This is a genomic window from Mycobacterium sp. PTI7 (assembly GCF_056679845.1).
Genome location: NZ_CM155252.1, coordinates 5569014 through 5589749 on the forward strand (window position 1 = coordinate 5569014; position 20736 = coordinate 5589749).

At 69.7% G+C, this 20736-nt stretch carries 22 protein-coding genes and 1 riboswitch; of the genes, 12 read left to right on the plus strand and 10 right to left on the minus strand.

All coding sequences use genetic code 11. The annotated features are described in order from the left end of the window. Position 1 precedes the first annotated feature (1 nt). Genes AC1MEY_RS26750 through AC1MEY_RS26765 form a run of 4 tightly spaced genes read left to right on the plus strand, consistent with a single transcriptional unit; the run spans position 2 to position 5740 of the window. Positions 2–2041 (plus strand): bifunctional aldolase/short-chain dehydrogenase, encoded by a 2040-nt coding sequence (locus tag AC1MEY_RS26750; RefSeq protein WP_480228356.1) that lies wholly within the window; start codon positions 2–4, stop codon positions 2039–2041. Beyond that, on the plus strand, positions 2038–3492 hold the full coding sequence (locus tag AC1MEY_RS26755) for a rhamnulokinase (RefSeq protein ID WP_480228357.1): 1455 nt from the start codon (positions 2038–2040) through the stop codon (positions 3490–3492). Before AC1MEY_RS26750 ends, AC1MEY_RS26755 begins: the two co-directional genes overlap by 4 nt. Continuing rightward, on the plus strand, positions 3489–4727 hold the full coding sequence (locus AC1MEY_RS26760) for an alpha-hydroxy acid oxidase (protein ID WP_480228358.1): 1239 nt from the start codon (positions 3489–3491) through the stop codon (positions 4725–4727). The genes AC1MEY_RS26755 and AC1MEY_RS26760 overlap by 4 nt, the downstream gene beginning before the upstream one ends. Next, complete coding sequence (locus AC1MEY_RS26765) at positions 4724–5740, plus strand: LacI family DNA-binding transcriptional regulator (RefSeq protein ID WP_480228359.1); 1017 nt, start codon at positions 4724–4726, stop codon at positions 5738–5740. The genes AC1MEY_RS26760 and AC1MEY_RS26765 overlap by 4 nt, the downstream gene beginning before the upstream one ends. Here the strand turns inward: AC1MEY_RS26765 and AC1MEY_RS26770 are convergent. The 6 genes from AC1MEY_RS26770 to thiC form a co-directional block, all read right to left on the minus strand. Next, positions 5737–6009 (minus strand): DoxX family protein, encoded by a 273-nt coding sequence (locus AC1MEY_RS26770; RefSeq protein ID WP_480228360.1) that lies wholly within the window; start codon positions 6007–6009, stop codon positions 5737–5739. The genes AC1MEY_RS26765 and AC1MEY_RS26770 overlap by 4 nt on opposite strands. A 10-nt stretch (positions 6010–6019) precedes the next feature. Continuing rightward, complete coding sequence (locus AC1MEY_RS26775; protein ID WP_480228361.1) at positions 6020–7507, minus strand: flavin-containing monooxygenase; 1488 nt, start codon at positions 7505–7507, stop codon at positions 6020–6022. Between the two features lie 31 nt (positions 7508–7538). Then, positions 7539–8168: a septum formation family protein gene (locus AC1MEY_RS26780; protein WP_480228362.1), complete on the minus strand. Its 630-nt coding sequence runs from the start codon at positions 8166–8168 to the stop codon at positions 7539–7541. A 19-nt stretch (positions 8169–8187) separates the two neighbouring features. Then, the gene (locus AC1MEY_RS26785) at positions 8188–8802 is read right to left on the minus strand and encodes an alpha/beta hydrolase family protein (protein WP_480228363.1); all 615 of its coding nucleotides are present in this window, start codon (positions 8800–8802) and stop codon (positions 8188–8190) included. Continuing rightward, positions 8799–9632, minus strand: a complete 834-nt coding sequence (thiD, locus tag AC1MEY_RS26790; RefSeq protein WP_480228364.1) for a bifunctional hydroxymethylpyrimidine kinase/phosphomethylpyrimidine kinase — start codon at positions 9630–9632, stop codon at positions 8799–8801. The genes AC1MEY_RS26785 and thiD overlap by 4 nt, the downstream gene beginning before the upstream one ends. Continuing rightward, positions 9629–11215 (minus strand): phosphomethylpyrimidine synthase ThiC, encoded by a 1587-nt coding sequence (gene thiC, locus AC1MEY_RS26795; RefSeq protein ID WP_480228365.1) that lies wholly within the window; start codon positions 11213–11215, stop codon positions 9629–9631. Before thiC ends, thiD begins: the two co-directional genes overlap by 4 nt. Beyond that, positions 11208–11319: riboswitch (TPP riboswitch) on the minus strand. Its footprint overlaps the gene before it by 8 nt. A 151-nt stretch (positions 11320–11470) precedes the next feature. Between thiC and AC1MEY_RS26800 the strand changes: the two genes are divergently transcribed. Next, on the plus strand, positions 11471–13210 hold the full coding sequence (locus tag AC1MEY_RS26800; protein ID WP_480231689.1) for an MFS transporter: 1740 nt from the start codon (positions 11471–11473) through the stop codon (positions 13208–13210). A gap of 65 nt (positions 13211–13275) precedes the next feature. Here AC1MEY_RS26800 and AC1MEY_RS26805 read toward each other — a convergent pair whose 3' ends face one another. Next, entirely contained in the window at positions 13276–13632 is a 357-nt protein-coding gene (locus tag AC1MEY_RS26805; RefSeq protein WP_480228366.1) for a VOC family protein, read from the minus strand. Positions 13633–13822: 190 nt separating this feature from the next. Here AC1MEY_RS26805 and AC1MEY_RS26810 point away from each other — a divergent pair, with 190 nt between their 5' ends. The 4 genes from AC1MEY_RS26810 (at position 13823) to mbp1 (ending at position 17587) form a co-directional block, all read left to right on the plus strand. Next, positions 13823–14596 (plus strand): response regulator transcription factor, encoded by a 774-nt coding sequence (locus tag AC1MEY_RS26810; RefSeq protein ID WP_480228367.1) that lies wholly within the window; start codon positions 13823–13825, stop codon positions 14594–14596. A gap of 47 nt (positions 14597–14643) precedes the next feature. Further along, a complete protein-coding gene (locus tag AC1MEY_RS26815; RefSeq protein ID WP_480231690.1) occupies positions 14644–16065 on the plus strand; it encodes a sensor histidine kinase in 1422 nt (473 codons plus the stop codon). A 51-nt stretch (positions 16066–16116) separates the two neighbouring features. Next, the gene (locus tag AC1MEY_RS26820) at positions 16117–17295 is read left to right on the plus strand and encodes a PP2C family protein-serine/threonine phosphatase (RefSeq protein ID WP_480228368.1); all 1179 of its coding nucleotides are present in this window, start codon (positions 16117–16119) and stop codon (positions 17293–17295) included. A gap of 61 nt (positions 17296–17356) precedes the next feature. Further along, entirely contained in the window at positions 17357–17587 is a 231-nt protein-coding gene (gene mbp1, locus AC1MEY_RS26825) for a microaggregate-binding protein 1 (protein ID WP_480228369.1), read from the plus strand. A gap of 71 nt (positions 17588–17658) precedes the next feature. On the opposite strand, the gene AC1MEY_RS26830 is transcribed toward mbp1, so the two are convergent. Next, positions 17659–17892, minus strand: a complete 234-nt coding sequence (locus tag AC1MEY_RS26830) for a hypothetical protein (protein WP_480228370.1) — start codon at positions 17890–17892, stop codon at positions 17659–17661. Positions 17893–18029: 137 nt separating this feature from the next. Then, positions 18030–18290: a hypothetical protein gene (locus tag AC1MEY_RS26835; RefSeq protein WP_480228371.1), complete on the minus strand. Its 261-nt coding sequence runs from the start codon at positions 18288–18290 to the stop codon at positions 18030–18032. Between the two features lie 256 nt (positions 18291–18546). Here AC1MEY_RS26835 and AC1MEY_RS26840 point away from each other — a divergent pair, with 256 nt between their 5' ends. The 3 genes from AC1MEY_RS26840 to AC1MEY_RS26850 all read left to right on the plus strand — a co-directional run bounded on the left by AC1MEY_RS26840 (position 18547) and on the right by AC1MEY_RS26850 (position 19934). Next, entirely contained in the window at positions 18547–18774 is a 228-nt protein-coding gene (locus tag AC1MEY_RS26840) for a hypothetical protein (protein WP_480228372.1), read from the plus strand. A 42-nt stretch (positions 18775–18816) separates the two neighbouring features. Beyond that, positions 18817–19047: a hypothetical protein gene (locus AC1MEY_RS26845; RefSeq protein ID WP_480228373.1), complete on the plus strand. Its 231-nt coding sequence runs from the start codon at positions 18817–18819 to the stop codon at positions 19045–19047. Positions 19048–19187: 140 nt separating this feature from the next. Next, the gene (locus AC1MEY_RS26850; protein ID WP_480228374.1) at positions 19188–19934 is read left to right on the plus strand and encodes a YoaK family protein; all 747 of its coding nucleotides are present in this window, start codon (positions 19188–19190) and stop codon (positions 19932–19934) included. Between the two features lie 4 nt (positions 19935–19938). On the opposite strand, the gene AC1MEY_RS26855 is transcribed toward AC1MEY_RS26850, so the two are convergent. Beyond that, positions 19939–20733, minus strand: coding sequence for an exodeoxyribonuclease III (locus AC1MEY_RS26855; RefSeq protein WP_480228375.1), 795 nt, complete (start codon positions 20731–20733; stop codon positions 19939–19941). Positions 20734–20736 lie beyond the last annotated feature (3 nt).

The window sequence follows — 20736 nt, forward strand, 5'->3', positions numbered from 1 at the left end:
AATGACGACCAATGACACCGTGAACGACCTGATCGCCCGGTCCAACCGGCTCGGATCCGATCCGAAGAACACCAACTACGCGGGCGGCAACACCTCCGCCAAGGGCACCGACGTCGACCCGGTCACCGGCGAGGACGTCGACCTCATGTGGGTCAAGGGATCCGGCGGCGACCTGGGCACGCTGACCGATCGGGGCCTGGCGGTCCTGCGCCTGGACCGGATGCGCGCGCTGGTCGACGTCTACCCCGGGCTCGACCGCGAGGACGAGATGGTCGCGGCGTTCGACTACTGCCTGCACGGCAAGGGCGGCGCCGCACCGTCGATCGACACCGCGATGCACGGCCTCGTCGACGCCGCCCACGTGGACCACCTGCACCCCGACTCCGGCATCGCGATCGCGACCGCAGCCGACGGAGAGTCGTTGACGGTAAAGATCTTCGGCGACCGGGTGGTGTGGGTGCCGTGGCGCAGGCCGGGCTTCCAGCTCGGCCTCGACATCGCCGAGATCAAGCGCGCCAACCCGCAGGCGATCGGGTGCATCCTCGGCGGTCACGGCATCACCGCGTGGGGGGACACCTCCGCGGCGGCCGAGGCGAATTCGCTCGAGATCATCGCCGCCGCGCAGAAGTACCTCGACGCCAACGGGAAGGCAGAGCCCTTCGGCGCCCCCCTCGACGGCTACGGTGCGCTGCCCACCGCCGACCGCCGGGCCAAGGCCGCCGCGCTCGCCCCCTTCCTGCGCGGCCTCGCGTCCACCGACCGGCCGCAGGTGGGGCACTTCACCGACGTCAAACCCGTCCTCGACTTCCTCGCCGCCGCAGAGCATCCGCGCCTCGCGGCGCTCGGCACCAGCTGCCCCGACCACTTCCTGCGCACCAAGGTCAAGCCCCTCGTGCTCGACCTGCCCGCCGACGCGGACGTCGAGGACTGCCGCACCCGGCTGGCCGAACTGCACGACCGCTACCGCGAGGACTACCGCGCGTACTACGAGCGCCATGCGAGCGCCGACAGCCCCGCGATGCGCGGCGCCGACCCCGCGATCATCCTGATCCCCGGCGTCGGAATGTTCAGCTACGGCAAGGACAAGCAGACCGCACGGGTGGCCGGTGAGTTCTACCTCAACGCGATCAACGTCATGCGCGGGGCCGAGGCCGTCTCGACCTACGCGCCCATCGACGAGTCGGAGAAGTTCCGCATCGAGTACTGGGCACTCGAGGAGGCCAAGCTCGCCCGCATGCCGAAGCCCAAGCCGCTGGCCACCCGGATCGCACTGGTGACCGGCGCCGCCTCCGGCATCGGCAAGGCCATCGCCACCCGGCTGGCCGCCGAGGGCGCCTGCGTGGTGATCGCCGACCTCGACGCCGGGAAGGCCGAGGCCGCAGCCGCGGAGATCGGTGGACCCGACGTCGCGGTGGGCATCGCCGCCGACGTCACCGACGAGGCGGCCATCCAGGCCGCAGTCGACGCGACCGTGCTCGCGTTCGGCGGCATCGACATCGTGGTCAACAACGCCGGGCTGTCGCTGTCGAAGTCGCTGCTGGAGACCACCGCGGCCGACTGGGACCTGCAGCACGACGTGATGGCCCGCGGCTCGTTCCTGGTCTCGAAGGCCGCCGCCCGCGCGCTGATCGACCAGAAGCTCGGCGGCGACATCATCTACATCTCGTCGAAGAACTCGGTGTTCGCCGGCCCCAACAACATCGCCTACTCGGCGACCAAGGCCGACCAGGCACACCAGGTCCGGCTGCTCGCCGCCGAACTCGGCGAACACGGCGTCAAGGTCAACGGCATCAACCCCGACGGCGTGGTGCGGGGGTCGGGCATCTTCGCCGGCGGCTGGGGCGCCAAGCGCGCCGCGGTCTACGGCGTCCCCGAGGAGGAACTCGGCGCCTACTACGCGCAGCGCACCCTGCTCAAGCGCGAGGTGCTGCCGGAGAACATCGCCAACGCGGCGTTCGCCCTGTGCACCTCGGACTTCTCGCACACCACCGGGCTGCACGTGCCGGTGGATGCCGGCGTGGCGGCGGCGTTCCTGCGATGAGCGCGGGTCAGGTCGCGGCCATCGACCTCGGGGCCACGAGCGGACGGGTCATGCTCGCCGACGTCGGCCCGGGGCGGCTGCACCTGGAGCAGGTTGCCCGGTTCTCGAACGACCCGGTGTCGCTGTGGAACGGCAGCCGGACGGTCATGCACTGGGACGTGCCGCGGCTGTTCTCCGAGGCGTGCCGCGGGCTGGCCGAAGCGGGTCGACACGCTGACCACCTGGTGGCCGTGGGCGTCGACTCGTGGGCGGTCGACTACGGCCTGCTGCGCGGCGGGGCACTGCTCGGGCTGCCGCACCACTACCGCGACGGGCGCACCGACGCCGGGGTCGAGGCAGTCCACTCCCGCATCGCCGCCGGGGACCTGTACCGGCGCAACGGCTTGCAGTTCCTCCCGTTCACCACGGTGTACCAGCTCGCCGCGGAGGCGGTCGGTGGGCATCTCGCGGTCGCGGACCGTGCGCTGCTGATCCCCGACCTCATCGGCTACTGGCTCACCGGACGCGAGGCCACCGAGCGCACCAACGCGTCGACGACGGGTCTGCTCACCACCGCCGGGGAGTGGGACCGCGACCTGCTCGAGCGGCTCGATCTGCCCGTCGACCTGTTCCCCGCGCTCGTCGAGGCCGGCACGGCGCTGGGGCCGCTGCTGCCCACGCTCGCCGACCAACTGGGTCTGACCTCGGGCACGACGGTCACGTCGGTCGCGTCGCACGACACCGCGTCGGCGGTCGTCGCGGTGCCGATGGCGGCCGAGTCGGCGGCGTACGTGTCGTGCGGGACGTGGGGCCTGGTCGGCGTCGAGGTCGCCGCGCCGGTAGTCAGCGAGGCCGCCTGGCAGGCCAACTTCACCAACGAGGTGGGCGCCGACGGCCGGATCCGGCTGCTGCACAACGTGATGGGTCTGTGGCTGCTCAGTGAGACCGTCCGTGGCTACCGGCACGACGGGCACGACGCCGACCTGCCTGAGCTGCTCGCCCAGGCCGCCGACGTGACCGCCGCGTTCGACGTCTTCGACACCGGCGACCCGCGGTTCCTGCCCCCCGGCGACATGCCGCGCCGCATCCGCGAGTGGTATGACGAACGGGGGATGCGGGGACCGTCGACGCGGCCGGAGGTGGTGCGGGTGATCGTGGAGAGCCTCGCCGCCGACTTCGCGCGCGGCGTGCGGCAGGCCGCCGAGATCTCGGGCGTCGACGTGCGCACCGTCCACGTCGTGGGCGGGGGAGCGCAGAACCGGCTGCTGTGCCAACTGACCGCCGACCGGCTCGGGCTGCCGGTCGTCGCGGGGCCCGTGGAGGCCACCGCACTGGGCAACGTGCTGATCGCCGCCCGTGCCCACCACCTGATCGACGGGGACCTGGAGGCGATGCGGCACCTCGTCGCCACCGGGTTCCCGGTCCACCGCTACGAACCCCGCGCAGTCGGGGCTGGAAGGTCGTCACCATGAAGCGTCGTGTTCCCCGGCCGGCGGACCTCGCTCCGCTGATGCAGTTCAAGAAGCCCGAGTTCAACGCCCGCACCCGCAGGCTCGCATCGGCGCTGACCATCGAGGACCTCCGGGTGATCGCCAAGCGGCGCACTCCGAAGGCGGCGTTCGACTACACCGACGGGGCCGCCGAGGAGGAACTCTCGCTGGCCCGCGCGCGACAGGCATTCCGCGACATCGAGTTCCACCCCGCGATCCTGCGCGACGTCTCCAAGGTGGACACCAGCTGCACCATCCTCGGCGGGCGTTCCGAGTTGCCGTTCGCGATCGCGCCGACCGGGTTCACCCGGATGATGCAGACCGAGGGCGAGTACGCCGGTGCCCACGCCGCGGCGCGCGCCGGCATCCCGTTCTCGCTGTCCACGATGGGCACCGCGTCCATCGAGGACGTCAAGGCGGCGAACCCGCACGGCCGCAACTGGTTCCAGCTGTACATGTGGAAGGACCGCGACCGGTCGATGGCGCTCGTCGAGCGCGCCGCGGCGGCCGGTTACGACACCCTGCTGGTGACGGTCGACGTACCGGTGGCCGGCGCGCGCCTGCGGGACAAGCGCAACGGCATGTCGATCCCGCCGGCGCTGACCGCCAAGACCGTCCTGAACGCCATCCCGCGGCCGCACTGGTGGGTCGACTTCCTCACCACCGAGCCGTTGGCCTTCGCGTCGCTGGACCGGTGGTCGGGCACGGTGGCCGAACTCCTGGACACGATGTTCGACCCGACCGTCACGTTCGAGGATCTGGCGTGGATCAAGTCGCAGTGGCCCGGCAAATTGGTGGTCAAGGGCATCCAGACCGTCGCCGATGCGACGGCGGTCGCCGATCTCGGCGTCGACGGGATCGTGCTGTCCAACCACGGTGGGCGCCAGCTCGACCGGGCGCCCATTCCGTTCCACCTGCTGCCGACCGTCGCGGCCGCCGTGGGTGACCATACGGAGATCATCCTCGACACCGGCATCATGTCGGGCGCCGACATCGTCGCCGCGCTCGCGCTCGGTGCGCGGTTCACGATGGTCGGCCGTGCCTACCTCTACGGCCTGATGGCCGGCGGCGAGGCGGGCGTCGATCGGATGATCGAGATCCTCACCGACCAGATCACCCGCACCATGCGGCTTCTCGGCGTCACGGCACTCGACGAACTCGAGCCCGGCCACGTCACCCAGCTCCAGCGACTGGCACCCCGCATCATGGACAGATGACGGTGAGCATGCGCGACGTCGCCCAGGCGGCGTCGGTGTCGGTCGGCACCGTGTCCAACGTGCTCAACTCGCCGGACAAGGTGTCGCCCGCGACCATCGCGCGCGTGCATGCCGCCATCGACGACCTCGGTTTCGTCCGCAACGACGCCGCACGCCAGCTGCGGGCGGGCCGGTCCCGGTGCGTGGGTCTGGTGGTGCTCGACGTCGGCAACCCGTTCTTCACCGACGTGGCCCGCGCCGCCGAACGCCGCGCCGCCGAGCACGATCTCGCGGTCCTGCTCGGCACGTCCGACGAGGACGAGGCCAAGGAGCGGGCGTACGTCGACATCTTCCACGAGCAGCGGGTGTTCGGGCTGCTGGTGTCGCCGATCGGCGACGACCTCGGCCGCCTCGAGACTCTCCGACGGCTGGGCACCCCGGTGGTGCTCGTCGACCGGGACGGCACCGGCACGCCGTTCGACTCCGTGGCCGTCGACGACGTCGAGGGTGGCCGGCTCGCCGTCCGGCACCTGATCGAGACCGGTCGGCGCCGCATCGCGTTCGTCGGCGGACCGTCGACGCTGCGTCAGGTGGCCGATCGGCATCGCGGTGCGCGCCACGCCGTCGACGACGCCGACGGTGCGCGACTGGAGGTGGTCGAGACGCCGACGCTGAGCGTGCTCGCCGGTCGCGCCGTCGGGGAGGACCTGCTGAGACGCGCGCCCGCCGACCGGCCCGACGGGGTGTTCTGCGCCAACGACCTGGTGGCGATCGGCATGCTGCAGGCGTTCACCATGCTCGCCGGTGTCCGGGTGCCCGACGACGTCGCGCTGATCGGGTACGACGACATCGACTTCGCGCGTTCGGCGGTGCTGCCGCTGTCGTCGATCCGTCAGCCCACCGCGCGGATCGGCGCGACGGCGGTGGACCTGCTGATGTCAGCGGCTGCCGGCGAGCCCGACCGTCGGCCCGAGAACCCGGTGTTCCCACCGGAACTCGTCGTGCGGGCCAGCACGGTGGCGCAGGCGTCCTAGCGGTTGCGCAGGACGTTGACGGCGAGGTAGGCCACGTAGCCAACCGAGCCGAGCACCGCGAGCTTGCGCGTCTGCGGGACCAGCAGGCCCACGCCGATCGCCGTCTCGATCGAGCCGTTGATCTGGATGTGCCGACTGACGTCGTTCGGGAAGGCGCCACTGGTGATGCCCTCGAACAGCTCCGGTCGCACGAAGTGCGCGATGCCGGCTCCGGTCAACGACAGTCCGGCCAGGGTGGCGACCTTCGAATTCGACTTCTCCTGCGGCACGGTGATCCTCTCAGGCAATGCGGTAGTCGCTCAGGGGGAACTCGGATGCTTCCCTGATCGCGGTCTCGGTGGTGGTGGGCCGCAACAGGGTCGGCTCACCGGCGGGGTTGTAGTAGTACGAGCGCGCGCTGGCGCAGTTGCCGAGGGTGAACAGCGAATCGCCCAGCAGCTCGGTCATCCGGTCCAGGTACCGCGTGTTGGCTTCCTCGGTGACCTCGAAGGTGGTGGCGCCGCGGCGCTGAACCTCGGTGAACAGCCGGTCCATCAGCCGCATCTGATACTCCATCGTGTTGAAGAAGTTCAGACCGAGGAACGCGTACGGGCTGGCGAGGCTCAGGTAGTTCGGGAATTGCGGCATCGAGACGCCCTGGTAGGCCTGGAATCTGGTGTCGCGCCACCACTTCCCGAGGTTGCGGCCCTCGCGACCGATGACCTCGATGGCCGGGAAGTTGGCCTCCCACAGGTCGAAGCCGGTGGCCAGCACCAGCGTGTCGACCTCGACCTTGGTGCCGTCCTTGCCGACGATGCCGTCGGACTGCACGTGGTCGATGCCCACGTCCTGCAGGTGCACGTTGGGCCGCGTGAACGCGCGGTAGAAGCCGTTGCTGAACGTCGGTCGCTTGCAACCGAAGTCGTAGTCCGGGGTGAGCCTGCGACGCAGCTCCTTGTCGCGGATGACGACGAAGCGGTGCAGTCGCGACAGGTCGGCGGCCGAGATGTTGCCCCGCCCGCGGAACGTCTTGTAGTGCACGACGCCGATCGACACCATGACCTCGTAGACCGAGTCGGTGAACCAGCGCAGTGCGCGCTGCGTCGCGGGGATCCGGGCGAACAGCTTCTTGGCGAACGTGCCGAAGCGGAGGTCGATCTTCGGCACCACCCAGATCGGGGTGCGCTGGTACACCGTCAGGTCGGCCGCCTTCTTGGCCAGCTCGGGGATCAGCTGGACCGCGGTCGCACCGGTGCCGATGACGGCGATCCGGCGACCGGCGGGGTCGAAGTCGTCCTGCCACTCGGTGGTGTGGATGATCGTGCCGTCGAAGTCGGCGATGCCCGGGATGTCGGGGATCTTCGGCTGCGACAGGAAGCCGGTGGCGGTCAGCAGGTAGCGGCCCGACAGCGTCGTGCCGTCGCGCAGCGACACCCGCCACACCGAGGCCTCCTCGTCCCACCGGGCGCCCTCGACGTTCACGGAGTAGCGGATGTGGCGGCGGACGTCGTACTTGTCGGCCACGTCGTCGGCGTACCGCTTGATCTCCGGACCGGGTGTGAACAGCCGCGACCAGTTCGGGTTGGGCTCGAAGTAGTACGAGTACGTGGTGGTCGGCACGTCGACGGCCAGACCGGGGTAGTGGTTGACGTACCAGGTGCCACCGAGGTCGTCCTCGCGTTCGAGGATGACGAAGTCGTCGATGCCAAGCCGCTTGAGCTGGATCGCAGCGCCGATTCCTGCGAATCCGGCGCCCACGATGACCGCGTCGAAGTGCTCCGTAGTCATGACCGAACGGTATCAGTACCAGGGGTAACGGCTAGCCCCTGAGGGTGCCCGTCCGCTTGGGCTCCAGCGTCGCGATGCACGTGACGGCGCGGTCTCCGGCATCCCAGGTTTCCTGGGTGGGATACAGCACGTAGACGCCGACGGTGTCGTCGACCATGGCCTCGGGTGAGTAGGTGGCGAGCGCCTCGGGGCACTTGTTCTGCCACTCGTCGATCACCGAGGTGCCGGGGTAGTCGCCGTCGGGCATGGTCAGCACCGCGTACACCTCGCCGCCGTGCTCCTCGGCGCAGTCGACGGTGGGCAGCGTGACCACCCGGGAGCTCTCCGGGACGTCGGCGATGCAGCTGCCGACCTCGACGTCGGTCGCGACCACTCGATCCTTGAAGAAGATGCCGGCCGCCACCACGGCGAGGACGCCGACCAGCACCAGCGCGCCGACCACGGACAGCACGATGATCAGGCCCTTGCGGGACTTCTTCGGGGGCTGCTGCGGGTAGCCACCCGGCGCCGCGCCGTAGGGCTGGCCGTACTGCTGATAGGGCAGCGGCGGCGGTGGCGGCGGATAGCCGTGCGCGGGCGGCGGCGGATAGCCACCGGGCGGCGGTGGTGGCGGAGGCTGTTGCCCGTACGGCTGATTCGGGTCACCGGAAGGCCAGGTCACCCCCGGAACATAGCAGTTCTCAGACCAGCAGACCCTGCGCTGCGTCGGCCGCCAGTGCCGGTACGTCGAGGGTCTTGGACCCCAGGTCGTGGCGGGCGCCGGTCACCTCCACCACCGCCGTGCGGCCGGTGACCAGCGCGGCCGCGGCGCGCAGCTCGTCGATGGTCCCGAACGGGTCGGACGTGCCGTGCGTGAACACCGTCGACACGGTGATCGAGGGCAGGTGCTCGGTGCGCGCCCGCTCGGGCTTGCCGGGTGGGTGCAGCGGATAGGAGAACAGGGTCAGCACGTCGACCGCCAGGCCGCCCGCGACGGCCATCGACGTCATGCGTCCGCCGTAGGAGTGTCCACCGGCGAGGACCGGGCCGTCGACGAGTGCGCGGACGTGGCCGACGGCCTCGACGATGCCCTCCTGGTCGGCCGTCGCCGATCCCGATGGCGGGCCCTTCGGTCTGCGGCGCCGGTAGGGCAGGTCGAAGCGAACGGCGAGGAACCCGCGCCGGGCCCACTCGTCGGCCACCCGCACCAGCATCGGGGCGTCGCGGTTGCCGCCCGCCCCGTGCGTCAGGACAACGGCGCCGAGGGGCGTGCCCGCGGGCTCGTGGGCGACGCCGGCGATGGCGTCGAGGTTCACGGGTTCGCGAGCCGGAAGAGTGCCGACACCGGACCGTGGCCGCCGCCCAGGGGATAGGCGGCGCGCAGGCATTCGGTGACCCACTGCTTGGCGAAGCCGACCGCCTCGGGCACGGTGTAGCCGCGGGCGAGCGCGCACGCCGTCGCCGCCGCGAGGGTGTCGCCGGCGCCGTGGTCGTGCCTGGTGTCGATCCGCTCGGCGTCGAACTCGTGGAACTCGGTGCCGTCGAACAGCAGATCCGGGCTGTGCGACGACGACCGCAGGTGGCCGCCCTTCACCAGCGCCCACGCGGGTCCCATCGCGTGCAGGGCACGGGCGGCGTCCTTCTGCGACGCGGCGTCGACCACGTCGATGCCGGTGATGAGCAGGACCTCGTCGAGGTTGGGGGTGACGAGGGTGGCGATGGGGAACAGCTCGGTGCGCATCGCGTCGAGCGCCGACGGGTGCAGCAGCGGATCGCCGTGCATCGAGGCGCACACCGGGTCGACCACGAGCGGAGCGTCGGTGTGCAGTCCGCGCCACGTCTGCGCGACCGCGGAGATGATCTCCGACGACGCCAGCATGCCGGTCTTGGCGGCCTGGATGCCGATGTCCCCCGCCACCGCCTCGATCTGACCGGTGATCACGTCGATCGGGATCTCGTGAAAACCCCTGACGCCCAGCGAATTCTGCACCGTCACCGCGACCACGGCGACACAGGCGTGGACGCCGAGCAGCGCGAAGGTGCGCGAGTCGGCCTGGATGCCCGCGCCGCCACCGGAATCGGTGCCGGCAATGGTCATCACCCGGGTCGGGGTCTGGCCCGGCGGGGTCAGCGGGAGGTAGTTCACGTGGTCAAGGGTAGATAGACGCGGTTGCCGTTGTCGGCGAACTCCTGGGATTTGTCCGCCATGCCCTTCTCGTAGGCGTCGCGGACGTCGTGGCTGATCCGCATCGAGCAGAACTTCGGCCCGCACATGGAGCAGAAGTGGGCGGTCTTGGCCGGCGCCGCGGGAAGCGTCTCGTCGTGGAACTCACGGGCGGTGTCGGGGTCGAGGGACAGCGCGAACTGGTCGTGCCAGCGGAATTCGAAGCGCGCCGTGGACAGGGCGTCGTCGCGTTCCTGGGCGCGCGGGTGGGCCTTGGCGAGATCGGCGGCGTGCGCGGCGATCTTGTAGGTGATGACGCCGGTCTTCACGTCGCTGCGGTCGGGCAGACCGAGGTGCTCCTTGGGCGTGACGTAGCAGAGCATCGCGGTGCCGGCCTGGGCGATGATCGCCGCCCCGATCGCGGACGTGATGTGGTCGTAGGCCGGCGCGATGTCGGTGGTCAGCGGGCCCAGCGTGTAGAACGGCGCCTCCTCGCAGAGTTCCTCCTCGAGGCGGACGTTCTCGACGATCTTCTGCATCGGGACGTGGCCGGGGCCCTCGATCATCACCTGCACGCCATGGGCTTTCGCGATCTTCGTCAGCTCGCCGAGGGTGCGGAGTTCGGCGAACTGCGCCTCGTCGTTGGCGTCGGCGATCGACCCGGGCCGCAACCCGTCGCCCAGCGAGAACGTCACGTCGTAGCGGGCGAGGATCTCGCACAGCTCGGCGAAGTGCGTGTACAGGAACGACTCGGTGTGCCGGGCGAGCATCCACGCGGCCATGATCGAGCCGCCCCGGGACACGATGCCGGTGACCCGGCCGACGGTCAGCGGGATGTAGCGCAGCAGCACCCCGGCGTGCACGGTCATGTAGTCGACACCCTGCTCGCACTGCTCGATCACGGTGTCGCGGTAGATCTCCCACGTCAGACGGGTGGGATCGCCGTCGACCTTCTCCAGCGCCTGGTACATCGGCACGGTGCCGACCGGGACGGGGGAGTTGCGCAGGATCCACTCGCGGGTCAGGTGGATGTCGCGGCCGGTGGACAGGTCCATGATCGTGTCGGCGCCCCAGCGGGTGGCCCACACCATCTTGTCGACCTCCTCGGCCACCGAGGAGGTGACCGCCGAATTGCCGATGTTGGCGTTCACCTTCACCGCGAACGCCTTGCCGATGATCATCGGCTCGCTCTCGGGATGGTTGTGATTGGCCGGGATCACCGCCCGGCCGCGGGCGACCTCGTCGCGGACCAGCTCGGCGGGCAGTCCCTCGCGCTCGGCGATGAAGGCCATCTCCGCGGTGATCTCGCCGGCGCGGGCGCGCTGCAACTGGGTGCCGCGGTCGCGCACGACGCCGGGCCGGGCGGGCAGGCCGTCGGCGAGGTCGATCGCCGCGGTGTCGTCGGTGTACGGGCCGGACGTGTCGTACAGGTCGAGGTGGTCACCGGTGGTCAGGTGCACCCGGCGGAACGGCACCCGCGCGCCGTCGGGCAGCTCGCGGTAGACCTTCGAACTGCCCGTGATGGGGCCGGTGGTGACGGAAACGGAATCGGACACAGCAGTCATCTCAGAAGCTCCCTACGCCGGCATTACCCGGTCAGGTTCATACGGTCGACGGCCCGTAGCCGTCCTCTCAGCGCACTCAGGTGTGCACTCCCGCGCGGACGTGTTTCGACGTGCGCGGCCCAAGCTACCGCACGGTCTCGAGCGTCGCTCGTCCACGGGTCGGGGAATGAAATTGACCGGAGATCGTTTGCATAGCTAACGTATGTGTTTTCGGGCAGGGCCGCCCGCGACAGCTCCCAGGCGATCGAGGTCGAGATGACGACGAACCCCACAGTGCGTCCCGCGGCGACAGACGAAGGCGTCGTCGAGACGGCGCGGCGACGCACCCGGATGGATCACGAACACCCGCACTACAAGTGGATCGTGTTGTCCAACACCACGTTGGGCACGCTGCTCGCCACCATCAACGCGTCCATCGTGCTGATCTCGCTGCCCGCCATCTTCCGCGGCATCGGCCTCAACCCGCTGGCCCCCGGCAACGTCAGCTACCTGCTGTGGATGCTGATGGGCTACCTGGTGGTCACGGCCGTCCTGGTGGTGCCGTTCGGGCGACTCGGAGACATGTTCGGCCGGGTCAAGATCTACAACCTGGGCTTCGTCGTGTTCACCGTGGCGGCCGTCGCGCTGTCCTTCGACCCCTTCCATCTGGGCGGCGGCGCCGTCTGGCTGATCGGGTGGCGCGTGGTGCAGGGCGTCGGCGGCGCCATGCTGATGGCGTCGTCGTCGGCGATCCTCACCGACGCCTTCCCGTCCAACCAGCGCGGCATGGCGCTGGGCGTGAACATGGTGTCGGCGGTCGCGGGGTCGTTCCTCGGCCTGCTGATCGGCGGCTTCCTGTCCGAGTGGCACTGGAAGGCCATCTTCTGGGTCGGCGTGCCGATCGGCATCCTCGGCACCATCTGGAGCATCCGCTCACTGCGCGAACTGGGCGTGCGCACCCCCGGCCGGCTGGACTGGGCGGGCACGCTGACGTTCGGCGTCGGCCTCACGGTGTTGCTCATCGGGATCACGTACGGCATTCAGCCCTACGGGGATTCAAGCACGGGGTGGACGAGCCCGTGGGTGTTGGGCGCCATCGGCTTCGGCCTGCTCGCGCTCATCGCTTTCGTGATCGTCGAACTGCGCGTCGACTCGCCGATGGTGGACATGCGGCTGTTCCGGTCCACGTCCTTCGGCATGGGCAACCTCGCCGGCCTGATGTCGTCGGTGGGCCGCGGCGGCCTGCAGTTCATGCTGATCATCTGGCTGCAGGGGATCTGGCTTCCGTTGCACGGGTACAGCTTCGAGTCCACCCCGCTGTGGGCGGGCATCTACCTGCTGCCGGTGACCGTCGGCTTCCTGATCGCCGGGCCCATCGCGGGATCGCTGTCCGACCGCTTCGGTGCGCGCCCCTTCACCGTCGGCGGAATGGTGCTGATGGCGGCGTCCTTCATTGCGCTGCTACTGATTCCGGTGAACTTCGACTACTGGATGTTCGCGACGCTGGTCTTCCTCAACGGCCTCGGCGGCGGCATCTTCACCGCACCGAACACCGCGGCCATCATGTCCAGCGTCCCTGCCGCACAGCGCGGCGCGGCCTCCGGCGTACGCGCCACGTTCTTCAACGCCGGCTCGTCGCTGTCGATCGGCATCTTCTTCTCGCTGATGATCGTCGGACTGGCGCACTCGTTGCCCTCCGCGATGAGTACCGGCCTCCGAGCGCAGGGCGTCTCCGCCGACGTGGCGCAGGACGTCGCCAACCTGCCGCCCGTGGGCAGCCTCTTCGCGGCGTTCCTGGGCTACAACCCGATCGAGGAACTGCTCGGGCCGTCGGGTGCACTGAGCGCGCCGGGGGTGAACGCCGACGTGCTGACCGGCAAGACGTTCTTCCCGCAACTCATCACCGAGCCGTTCCACTCGGGCCTGACCGTGGTGTTCATCGCCGCCGCCGCGATGATGGTGATCGGTGCGATCGCGTCGCTGTTCAACCCGGGCAGATACGCGACGGAGGCGTAGGCCGACCAACGACAGACGCGCCGGGCGCCGACGATGCGGCGTAGCCCGGCGCGTCCGAGGGTGGATCAGGAAGGCGGCGCTTCGAACAGCTGGAGATCGTTGCCTTCAGTGTCCTTGAACGTCGCGAGCTTGCCCCACGGGTGCTGGCTGACCTCGCCGGCGAACTCGACGCCGGCGTCGGTCAGGCGGACCACCTCGTCGAACAGGTCACCGCTGGGGTTGAGTGTGAGGACGGCACCGCCGGTGCCACCCTTGTGCGTGTCCTCGCGGGCGTTCAGACCGATGGTCACGCCACCCGCGTCCAACTCCGACCAGTCGTCACCCTCGCTCTTGACGGTGAGCCCCAGGGTCTCGCCGTAGAACTTGAGCGCACGACCCATGTCGTCGACCGGCATCCATACCGTTGCCACACTGTCTGCCATGAAAACTCCTTCTGGACAATCCTTCTAACGCTGGATCGGAGAACTACCCGGTGCGACCGCGGCTACACCCGCCGGTCCGGGCGCGCAGTGGCGTACCCGAGAAAGTGACGAGAGTGTGTCGTCGACGTCACCTCGATTCGAATTCCATTCGACTGGCTAACCACGTTGACGTGACGATCTTGACTGCGCCATGACGGCCATGGCCGTGCGACCGCGTGCCAAGCAACCGAGAGCTGCGATCCTCGGAAAACTCCCACCCATCCGCAGGGAGGACGGCTCGCCCATCCGGGTGCTGCTCGTCGATGACGAGCGTGCGCTGACCAACCTGGTGAAGATGGCGCTGCACCACGAGGGCTGGATGGTCGAGACCGCGCACGACGGGCACGAGGCGATCGCCAAGTTCGCGTCGGTTCAGCCCGACCTGGTGGTGCTCGACATCATGCTGCCGGGCCTCGACGGCCTGCAGATCCTGGAGCGACTGCGCGCCGCCGAGTCGTACACGCCGGTGCTGTTCCTCACCGCCCGCGACACCGTCCGCGACCGCGTCGTCGGTCTGACCTCGGGCGGCGACGACTACATGACCAAGCCGTTCAGCCTGGAGGAACTGGTCGCCCGGTTGCGCGGCCTGATCCGGCGGACCGGCGAGACCACGCCCAGCAGCGACGAGCGCCTGCGGGTCGGCGACCTGTCGCTCGACGCGTCCAGTCGCGAGGTCATGCGTGACGGCGAGCGCGTCGACCTGACGACGACGGAGTTCGACCTGCTGCGTTTCCTCATGCGCAACCCCCGGCGGGCCATCTCCCGCGAGGAGATCCTCAAGCAGGTCTGGAACTACGACTTCGACGGCCGCACCAGCATCGTCGACCTCTACATCTCGTACCTGCGGAAGAAGGTCGACGCCGGCCGCACCCCGATGATCCACACCGTGCGCGGTGTGGGGTACCAGCTGAAACAACCCCAGTGACCACGCGCGGTTCCCGGTGGCGGCCCCGCACGTTGAGCCGGCGCCTGATGCTCGGCGTCTGCACGCTGGTCACCGCGTTGGTGCTGGCGGTGGGCGCGCTGTCGATCGTCACGATGAACGGCTACGTGACCTCGGTCGCCGATGCCGAACTGCGGCACTCGCTGGCCGCGCTCGACACCGCCTACGCCTCGCAGTCCGGGGCCATGACCGACTTCACCGGTCAGGCACCCGGCACCCTCATCGCGGTCCTGCGCAGCGGCGTCGTCACGCGCGCGGCGGTCTTCGACGACGACGGGCCCAGCCGGCCGTCGGACGACGCGCTCGCGTCGGTGCGGGGCGTCACGTGGACCGCCGACGCACCGCGGACCGTGGACGTCGGCACCCTGGGACGGCACCGCGTCGCCGGGCTCGACAAGGGCGACGGCACCATGCTGGTGTCCGCGGTGTCGCTGCGCAGCGCTGAATCGGTGATCACGCGCAAGATCGTGGCCGTCGCCGTCATCACCGTGATCGCCGCGTTGCTGGCGGCCGGCGGCACCGTGCTGCTGGTGCGGCAGGCGCTGCGGCCGCTGCGTCGGGTCGCCGCCACCGCTGCGCTCGCCGCCAACCTGCCCCTGGCGGACGAGGAGCACCGGATCACCGCCCGCGTGCGGAACTCCGACTCCGACCCCGACAACGAGGTGGGGATCGTGGGCGAGACGCTCAACCGGTTGCTGGCCAACGTCGACTCGGCGCTCGCGATACGCGCCGAGTCCGATCGTCGGATGCGCCGCTTCCTGTCCGACGCCAGCCACGAACTGCGCACCCCGCTGGCCGCGATCCAGGGCTACGCCGAGCTGACCCGCCAGGACGGCGCGGATCTGCCGGAGACCACCGAGTACGCGCTGGCCCGCATCGAATCCGAGTCGCGGCGGATGACCGCGCTGATCGCCGACATGCTGCTCCTGTCGCGGCTCGACGAGGGCCAGGGCATCGAGATGGAGGTCGTCGACGTCTGCATGCTCGTCACCGACGCGGTCAACGACGTGGCGGTGACCTCGCCGGACCACCGGTTCGTCGCCGACCTCCCCGACGAGCCCGTCTGGGTCCGGGGCGACGACGCCCGACTGCACCAGGTGGTGACCAACCTGCTGACCAACGCGCGCAACCACACCGCTCCGGGCGTCACCGTCACCACGACCGTGCGAGCCGGTCGAGACGGGGTGGAGGTGTCGGTGGTCGACGACGGACCCGGCATCGACCCCGAAATCCTGCCGCACCTGTTCGGGCGCTTCGTGCGGGCCGGTGCCGCGCGCTCCCGCACCACGAACAAGGCCGGGCTGGGCCTGGCGATCGTCAAGTCGATCGTCACGGCCCACGACGGGACGGTCACGGCGGACTCGGGCGGCGGTCGCACCGAATTCCTGGTGCGGCTGCCCGGCATCGACGTGGGCGCGCCGCCGGCGCTCGACGCGATGAGCGTTAGCTGAACCCGGCTGCGGGCGTACGCTGATGCGGTCGCTCGAGCGAAAGGTGCGACGGTGAAACTGGTCGCACCCTGGCATCCCCTGACCATCCTGCTCGTCCACGACGACGTCGTCTCGGCGGCCGACGTGACGGCGATGGTCCACGAGGGTCTGTCCGACGCCGAGGTCGTCCACGTCCGCACGCTGGCCGAGGCCGAGGTGGTCCTCACCGACGCCGCACCGGATTGCGTCCTGCTCGACCTGCTGCTCCCCGACGGTGCCATGAACGCCGTCGAGAAGGTCCGCGAATTCGACCTCGCCGTCCCGCTGATCGCGCTCACCGACATCGACGACGAACACTTCGGGGTGCTGGCCGTCTCGTCCGGTGCGCAGGACTATCTGGTCGAGCAGCGGATGGACGGCGAGATCCTCAGGCGCGCAGTCATGTACGCGATCGAACGCAAACGCTCCGAAGTCGCGACCGTCGCGCTGGAGACGAGCAGACTGCGCGCCGAGGAGAACATCCGCCTGGAGCGGGGACTGCTCGGCTCGCCGCGGCTGCTGGACCGACCGGGCATCGACGTCGTGTCCACCTACCGGCCCAGCCGGGCGGGCGCACTGCTCGGCGGCGACTTCTACGACGTGGTGCAGACACCCGACCGGACCGTGCACGTCGTCATCGGTGACGTGTCGGGACACGACGCCGACGCCGCCGCGCTGGGCGTCGCCCTCCGCATCGGCTGGCGGACGCTGACCGCCAGCGGCATCCACGGCGAGCCTCAGATGCGCCAGCTCGAGTGGCTGCTGCGCGCCGAGCGCAGCGGCCCGGGCATCTTCGCCACGGCGCTGACCCTCTCGATCGAACCCGCCGACGGCCGCGTCACCGTGGTGCGCGCCGGCCACCCCGGTTTTCTCAAGCACACCGCCACCGACGTCAGCTGGGTCGACACGCGCAGCGGTCCGGCGCTGGGACTGGGTGTCGGCGCGTGGCCCGAGGACGAGTTCGTGCTGGCCGACCGGGTCGGCCTGGTGCTGCTGACCGACGGGCTGTTCGAAGGCCTGTGCGGGGACGGCAATCGGCGACTGGGCGAGGAGGGGCTGTTGCGCGTGGCGGTCTCCGAGGCCGCCCGTCCCGACCTGGAGTTCATCGAGGCGCTGATCGCCGGTGTCGAGCACCTCGCCCGTGCCCAGGGTGGCCTGGACGACGACGTCGCCGTCATTCGCGTACAGCTGACACCGCGGGAGTTTGGCTGAGCCTCCGCAATGGGTAACTCCTTCAACGACTGAAGCACCCATTGAGCATCGAGGAGACACCATGAGTGACAGCGGACCCGAGAACGCAGCCAAGGGCATCCTGAACGACGTTGCCGGCAAGGCCAAGGAGGTCGCCGGGGTCGTGACCGGTCGCGACGACATCCAGGAAGCGGGCAAGGCCCAGCAGGACCGGGCGGAAGCCGAGCGCGACGTCGCCAAGAAGGAAGGCGAGGCTGAGGCCGCACGCGCCGAGGCGAAGTCCGCGGAGGCCCGCCAGAAGGCCGCCGAGTAACCTTTTTTACACGCGAAAGCCGCGGCTGAGGTGTCATACCTCAGCCGCGGCTTTTTCGTGCGGGTCGCGTCCTAGCCGAGCGGAGGCACGTTGCCCCACACGCCGTACGGCCCGTTCTGGAAGCCGGAGCCCGGGGTGACGGTGGGTGCGGTCCCGCCGTCGATGCCCTGCGGGCCCAGGCAGCGGGACGTCGACACCGCACTGGTGCACGGGTCGGCGGCCAACGCGGCGGGTGCGCCGGCCAGTCCGATGGCGACGGCTGCGGCGCCGAGCACGGGGGCGATGGCGATGGTCGTGAGCTTCATGTCGTTGTCTCCCTTTGTCGTTGATCTATCGCGTTCGTTGGGCTCCCTCCACGACTACCCGGGTGGAGGTGACCGAGAAACGCTGCGAAAAGCCTTCATAGAGAACACATATCTCGATCCCGGTCCGGCGGCCACGGTCAGCACTGGACGCCCACGTGGACGATCGAGCCGAGCGGCACGACGTGCGTGCCGACCCGCGAGCCGCCGCGCGGCAACTCGCTGACCTGCATCGGTCGTACCGGCGTCACGCTGCACTCGCCGCCGGGGCGGACGTCTGCGACGACGGCCCGGCCGGCTTCGCCGGTGGCCGAACCGCCGATGGGTGCGGCGGCGGCGAGGGGTGCTGCCAGCAGTGCCGCGCCTGCGACCAGGGTCGCTGCGATGGTGGGTCGCCTCATGATGTGCTCCTTCGTTCGTTGTCTCCGACGGTAGGGAGCGGTCGACGGCTGGGCAACGAATTCATAAGAGGCACATAGGAATCTCCGACCGGTGCCATTCACATATGCGTCTTCTATGAAGAGGGCCTCGTCAGTTTCGCTGCGTCGACGCGCCGGGTAAATCTCGAGTAGCTACCACGAATGCATCTCGCTCTCGAAAGGCGTTGCACGGCATGAGTAGTAGCCGTCACACCCATCGAAGAGAGAGACGTACCTCATGAAGATCAAGTTGCTCACCATCCCGTTCGTCGCCGGCGCGGGCATCGCGATGGGGCTGATGGTGGCCCCCACCGCCGCTGCCGTCGACCCCTGCACCTCCGCGGTCTCGACCTCGCGCTGCCTCGGCCCGCAGGGCGTCGACGGCTTCGTGGTCCCCGCCCCCAACGCCGGGGCCCAGAACGGCCCCTACGGCATGTGGGGCTCCATCCCCCCGATCGGCCGCTGACCCACCCCCACCCGTCACATCTGAAGGAAAGGACCGAACATCATGTCGTTCAAGCTCATCGCCCTCCCGTTGATCGCCGGCGCCGGCATCGCGATCGGCGGACTGGCCACCGCGCCCGCCGCATCGGCCGTCGATCCCTGCACCTCCGCGGTCTCGACCTCGCGCTGCCTCGGCCCGCAGGGCGTCGACGGCTTCGTGGTCCCCGCCCCCAACGCCGGGGCGCAGAACGGGCCGTACGGCGCGTGGGGCTCCATCCCACCGATCGGCCGCTGATCCGCATCGCACGCCGGACGCAATGTCGGTCTGGCGGCGTCGCCATGGACATATGTGCGCCGCGACGCTCTCAGCCCGACATCGTGTCCGGCTGAATCCGACCTCAACCACGCTCGAGACCGTACGAAGGACCCTCGCCCATGCCCGACAAGGGTTTTCCCGCCGACAAGCGGACGCGAAACCGATTCGCCGTCGCCCTGGCGCTGACCGCGGGCACCGCCGACGCCATCGGCTTCATGCAGTACTCCCAGCTCTTCCTCTCGTTCATGAGCGGCAACACGACGCGGTTCGGCGAGGCCGCGAGTTCAGCGGACTGGGTGGGCGTCGCCCGCTTCGGCGGCGTGATCGCCACCTTCTGCGTCGGCGCCTTCCTCGGCACGCTGATCGCCGCGTGGTCGGGACGGTGGCGCCTGGTGACACTCCTGACCATCCAGGCCTCGCTGCTGGTCGGCGGAACCTTCATGCCGATGGGCCCCGAAGCATTTCCCTGGCACGTCTATCCGATCGTGCTGGCGCTGGGTCTGCAGAACGCCACGCTGCAGGACGAGGCCGGACGCAGCATGGCCCTGACCTACGTGACCGGCACCATCGTCCGGTTCGGCGCGGGGCTGGCGAACCTCGTGCTGCACAAGCCGGCACCGTCGTTCTGGATCCAGGGTCCGCTGTGGGCGGGCCTGACCGCGGGTGCCGTGTTCGGCGGACTGCTGCAGCAGCGGTTCGGTGAGATGGCGTTCCTGGTGCCGGCCACCATGCTCGCCAGCCTGGCGATCGCCGCACTGATCACGCTGGTACGCGAGCCGTCGAGCGAACTCGTCACCAGTGAGCACGCACCACAGCCCGACGCCCACCCCGAGGCGCAGCCGACGGCGCTGGCCGGTCGACGCTGACCGGTCAGTCCAGGTCGACCACGACGGGCGCGTGGTCGCTCGGCGCGGGGGTGCCCTTCTTGCCCGGCTTGCGCTCGTCACGTGCGATCTCGGCGTGCGTGACGCGCGCGGCCAGGGCGGGGGAGCCCAGGACGAAGTCGATCCGCATGCCCTGGCGCTTCGGGAACCGCAACTGCGTGTAGTCCCAGTAGGTGTACGTACCGGGGCCGGGCGTGTACGGCCGGACGACGTCTGCGAAGCGGGACTCGATCGCGTGGAACGCCGCGCGCTCGCGCTCGGTGACGTGCGTGCTGTGGGCGAACACCTCGACGTCCCACACGTCCTCGTCGGTGGGCGCGATGTTCCAGTCACCCACCAGTGCGATCGGCAGGTCGGGATCGTCGGCCAGCCAACCGGAGGCCGTCCGGTCGAGCGCCGCAAGCCATTCCAGCTTGTAGTCGTAGTGCGGCGAGTCGACGGTCCGCCCGTTCGGCACGTACAGGCTCCACACCCGCACCCCGCCGCACGTCGCGCCCAGCGCCCTGGCCTCCGACGCGTCGTCCCACATGGGCTGCCCGTCGAAGCCGACCGCGACGTCGTCGATGCCCACGCGCGACGCGATCGCGACGCCGTTCCACTGGCTGACCCCCGTGTGCACGACCTCGTAGCCCAGCGCCGCGAACGGCATCGTGGGGAACTGGTCGTCCTTGCACTTGGTCTCCTGCATGGCGAGCACGTCCACGTCGGCGCGCTGGAGCCAGTCGGTGACCCGGTCGATGCGGGAGCGGATCGAGTTGACGTTCCAGGTGGCGATCCGCATGCG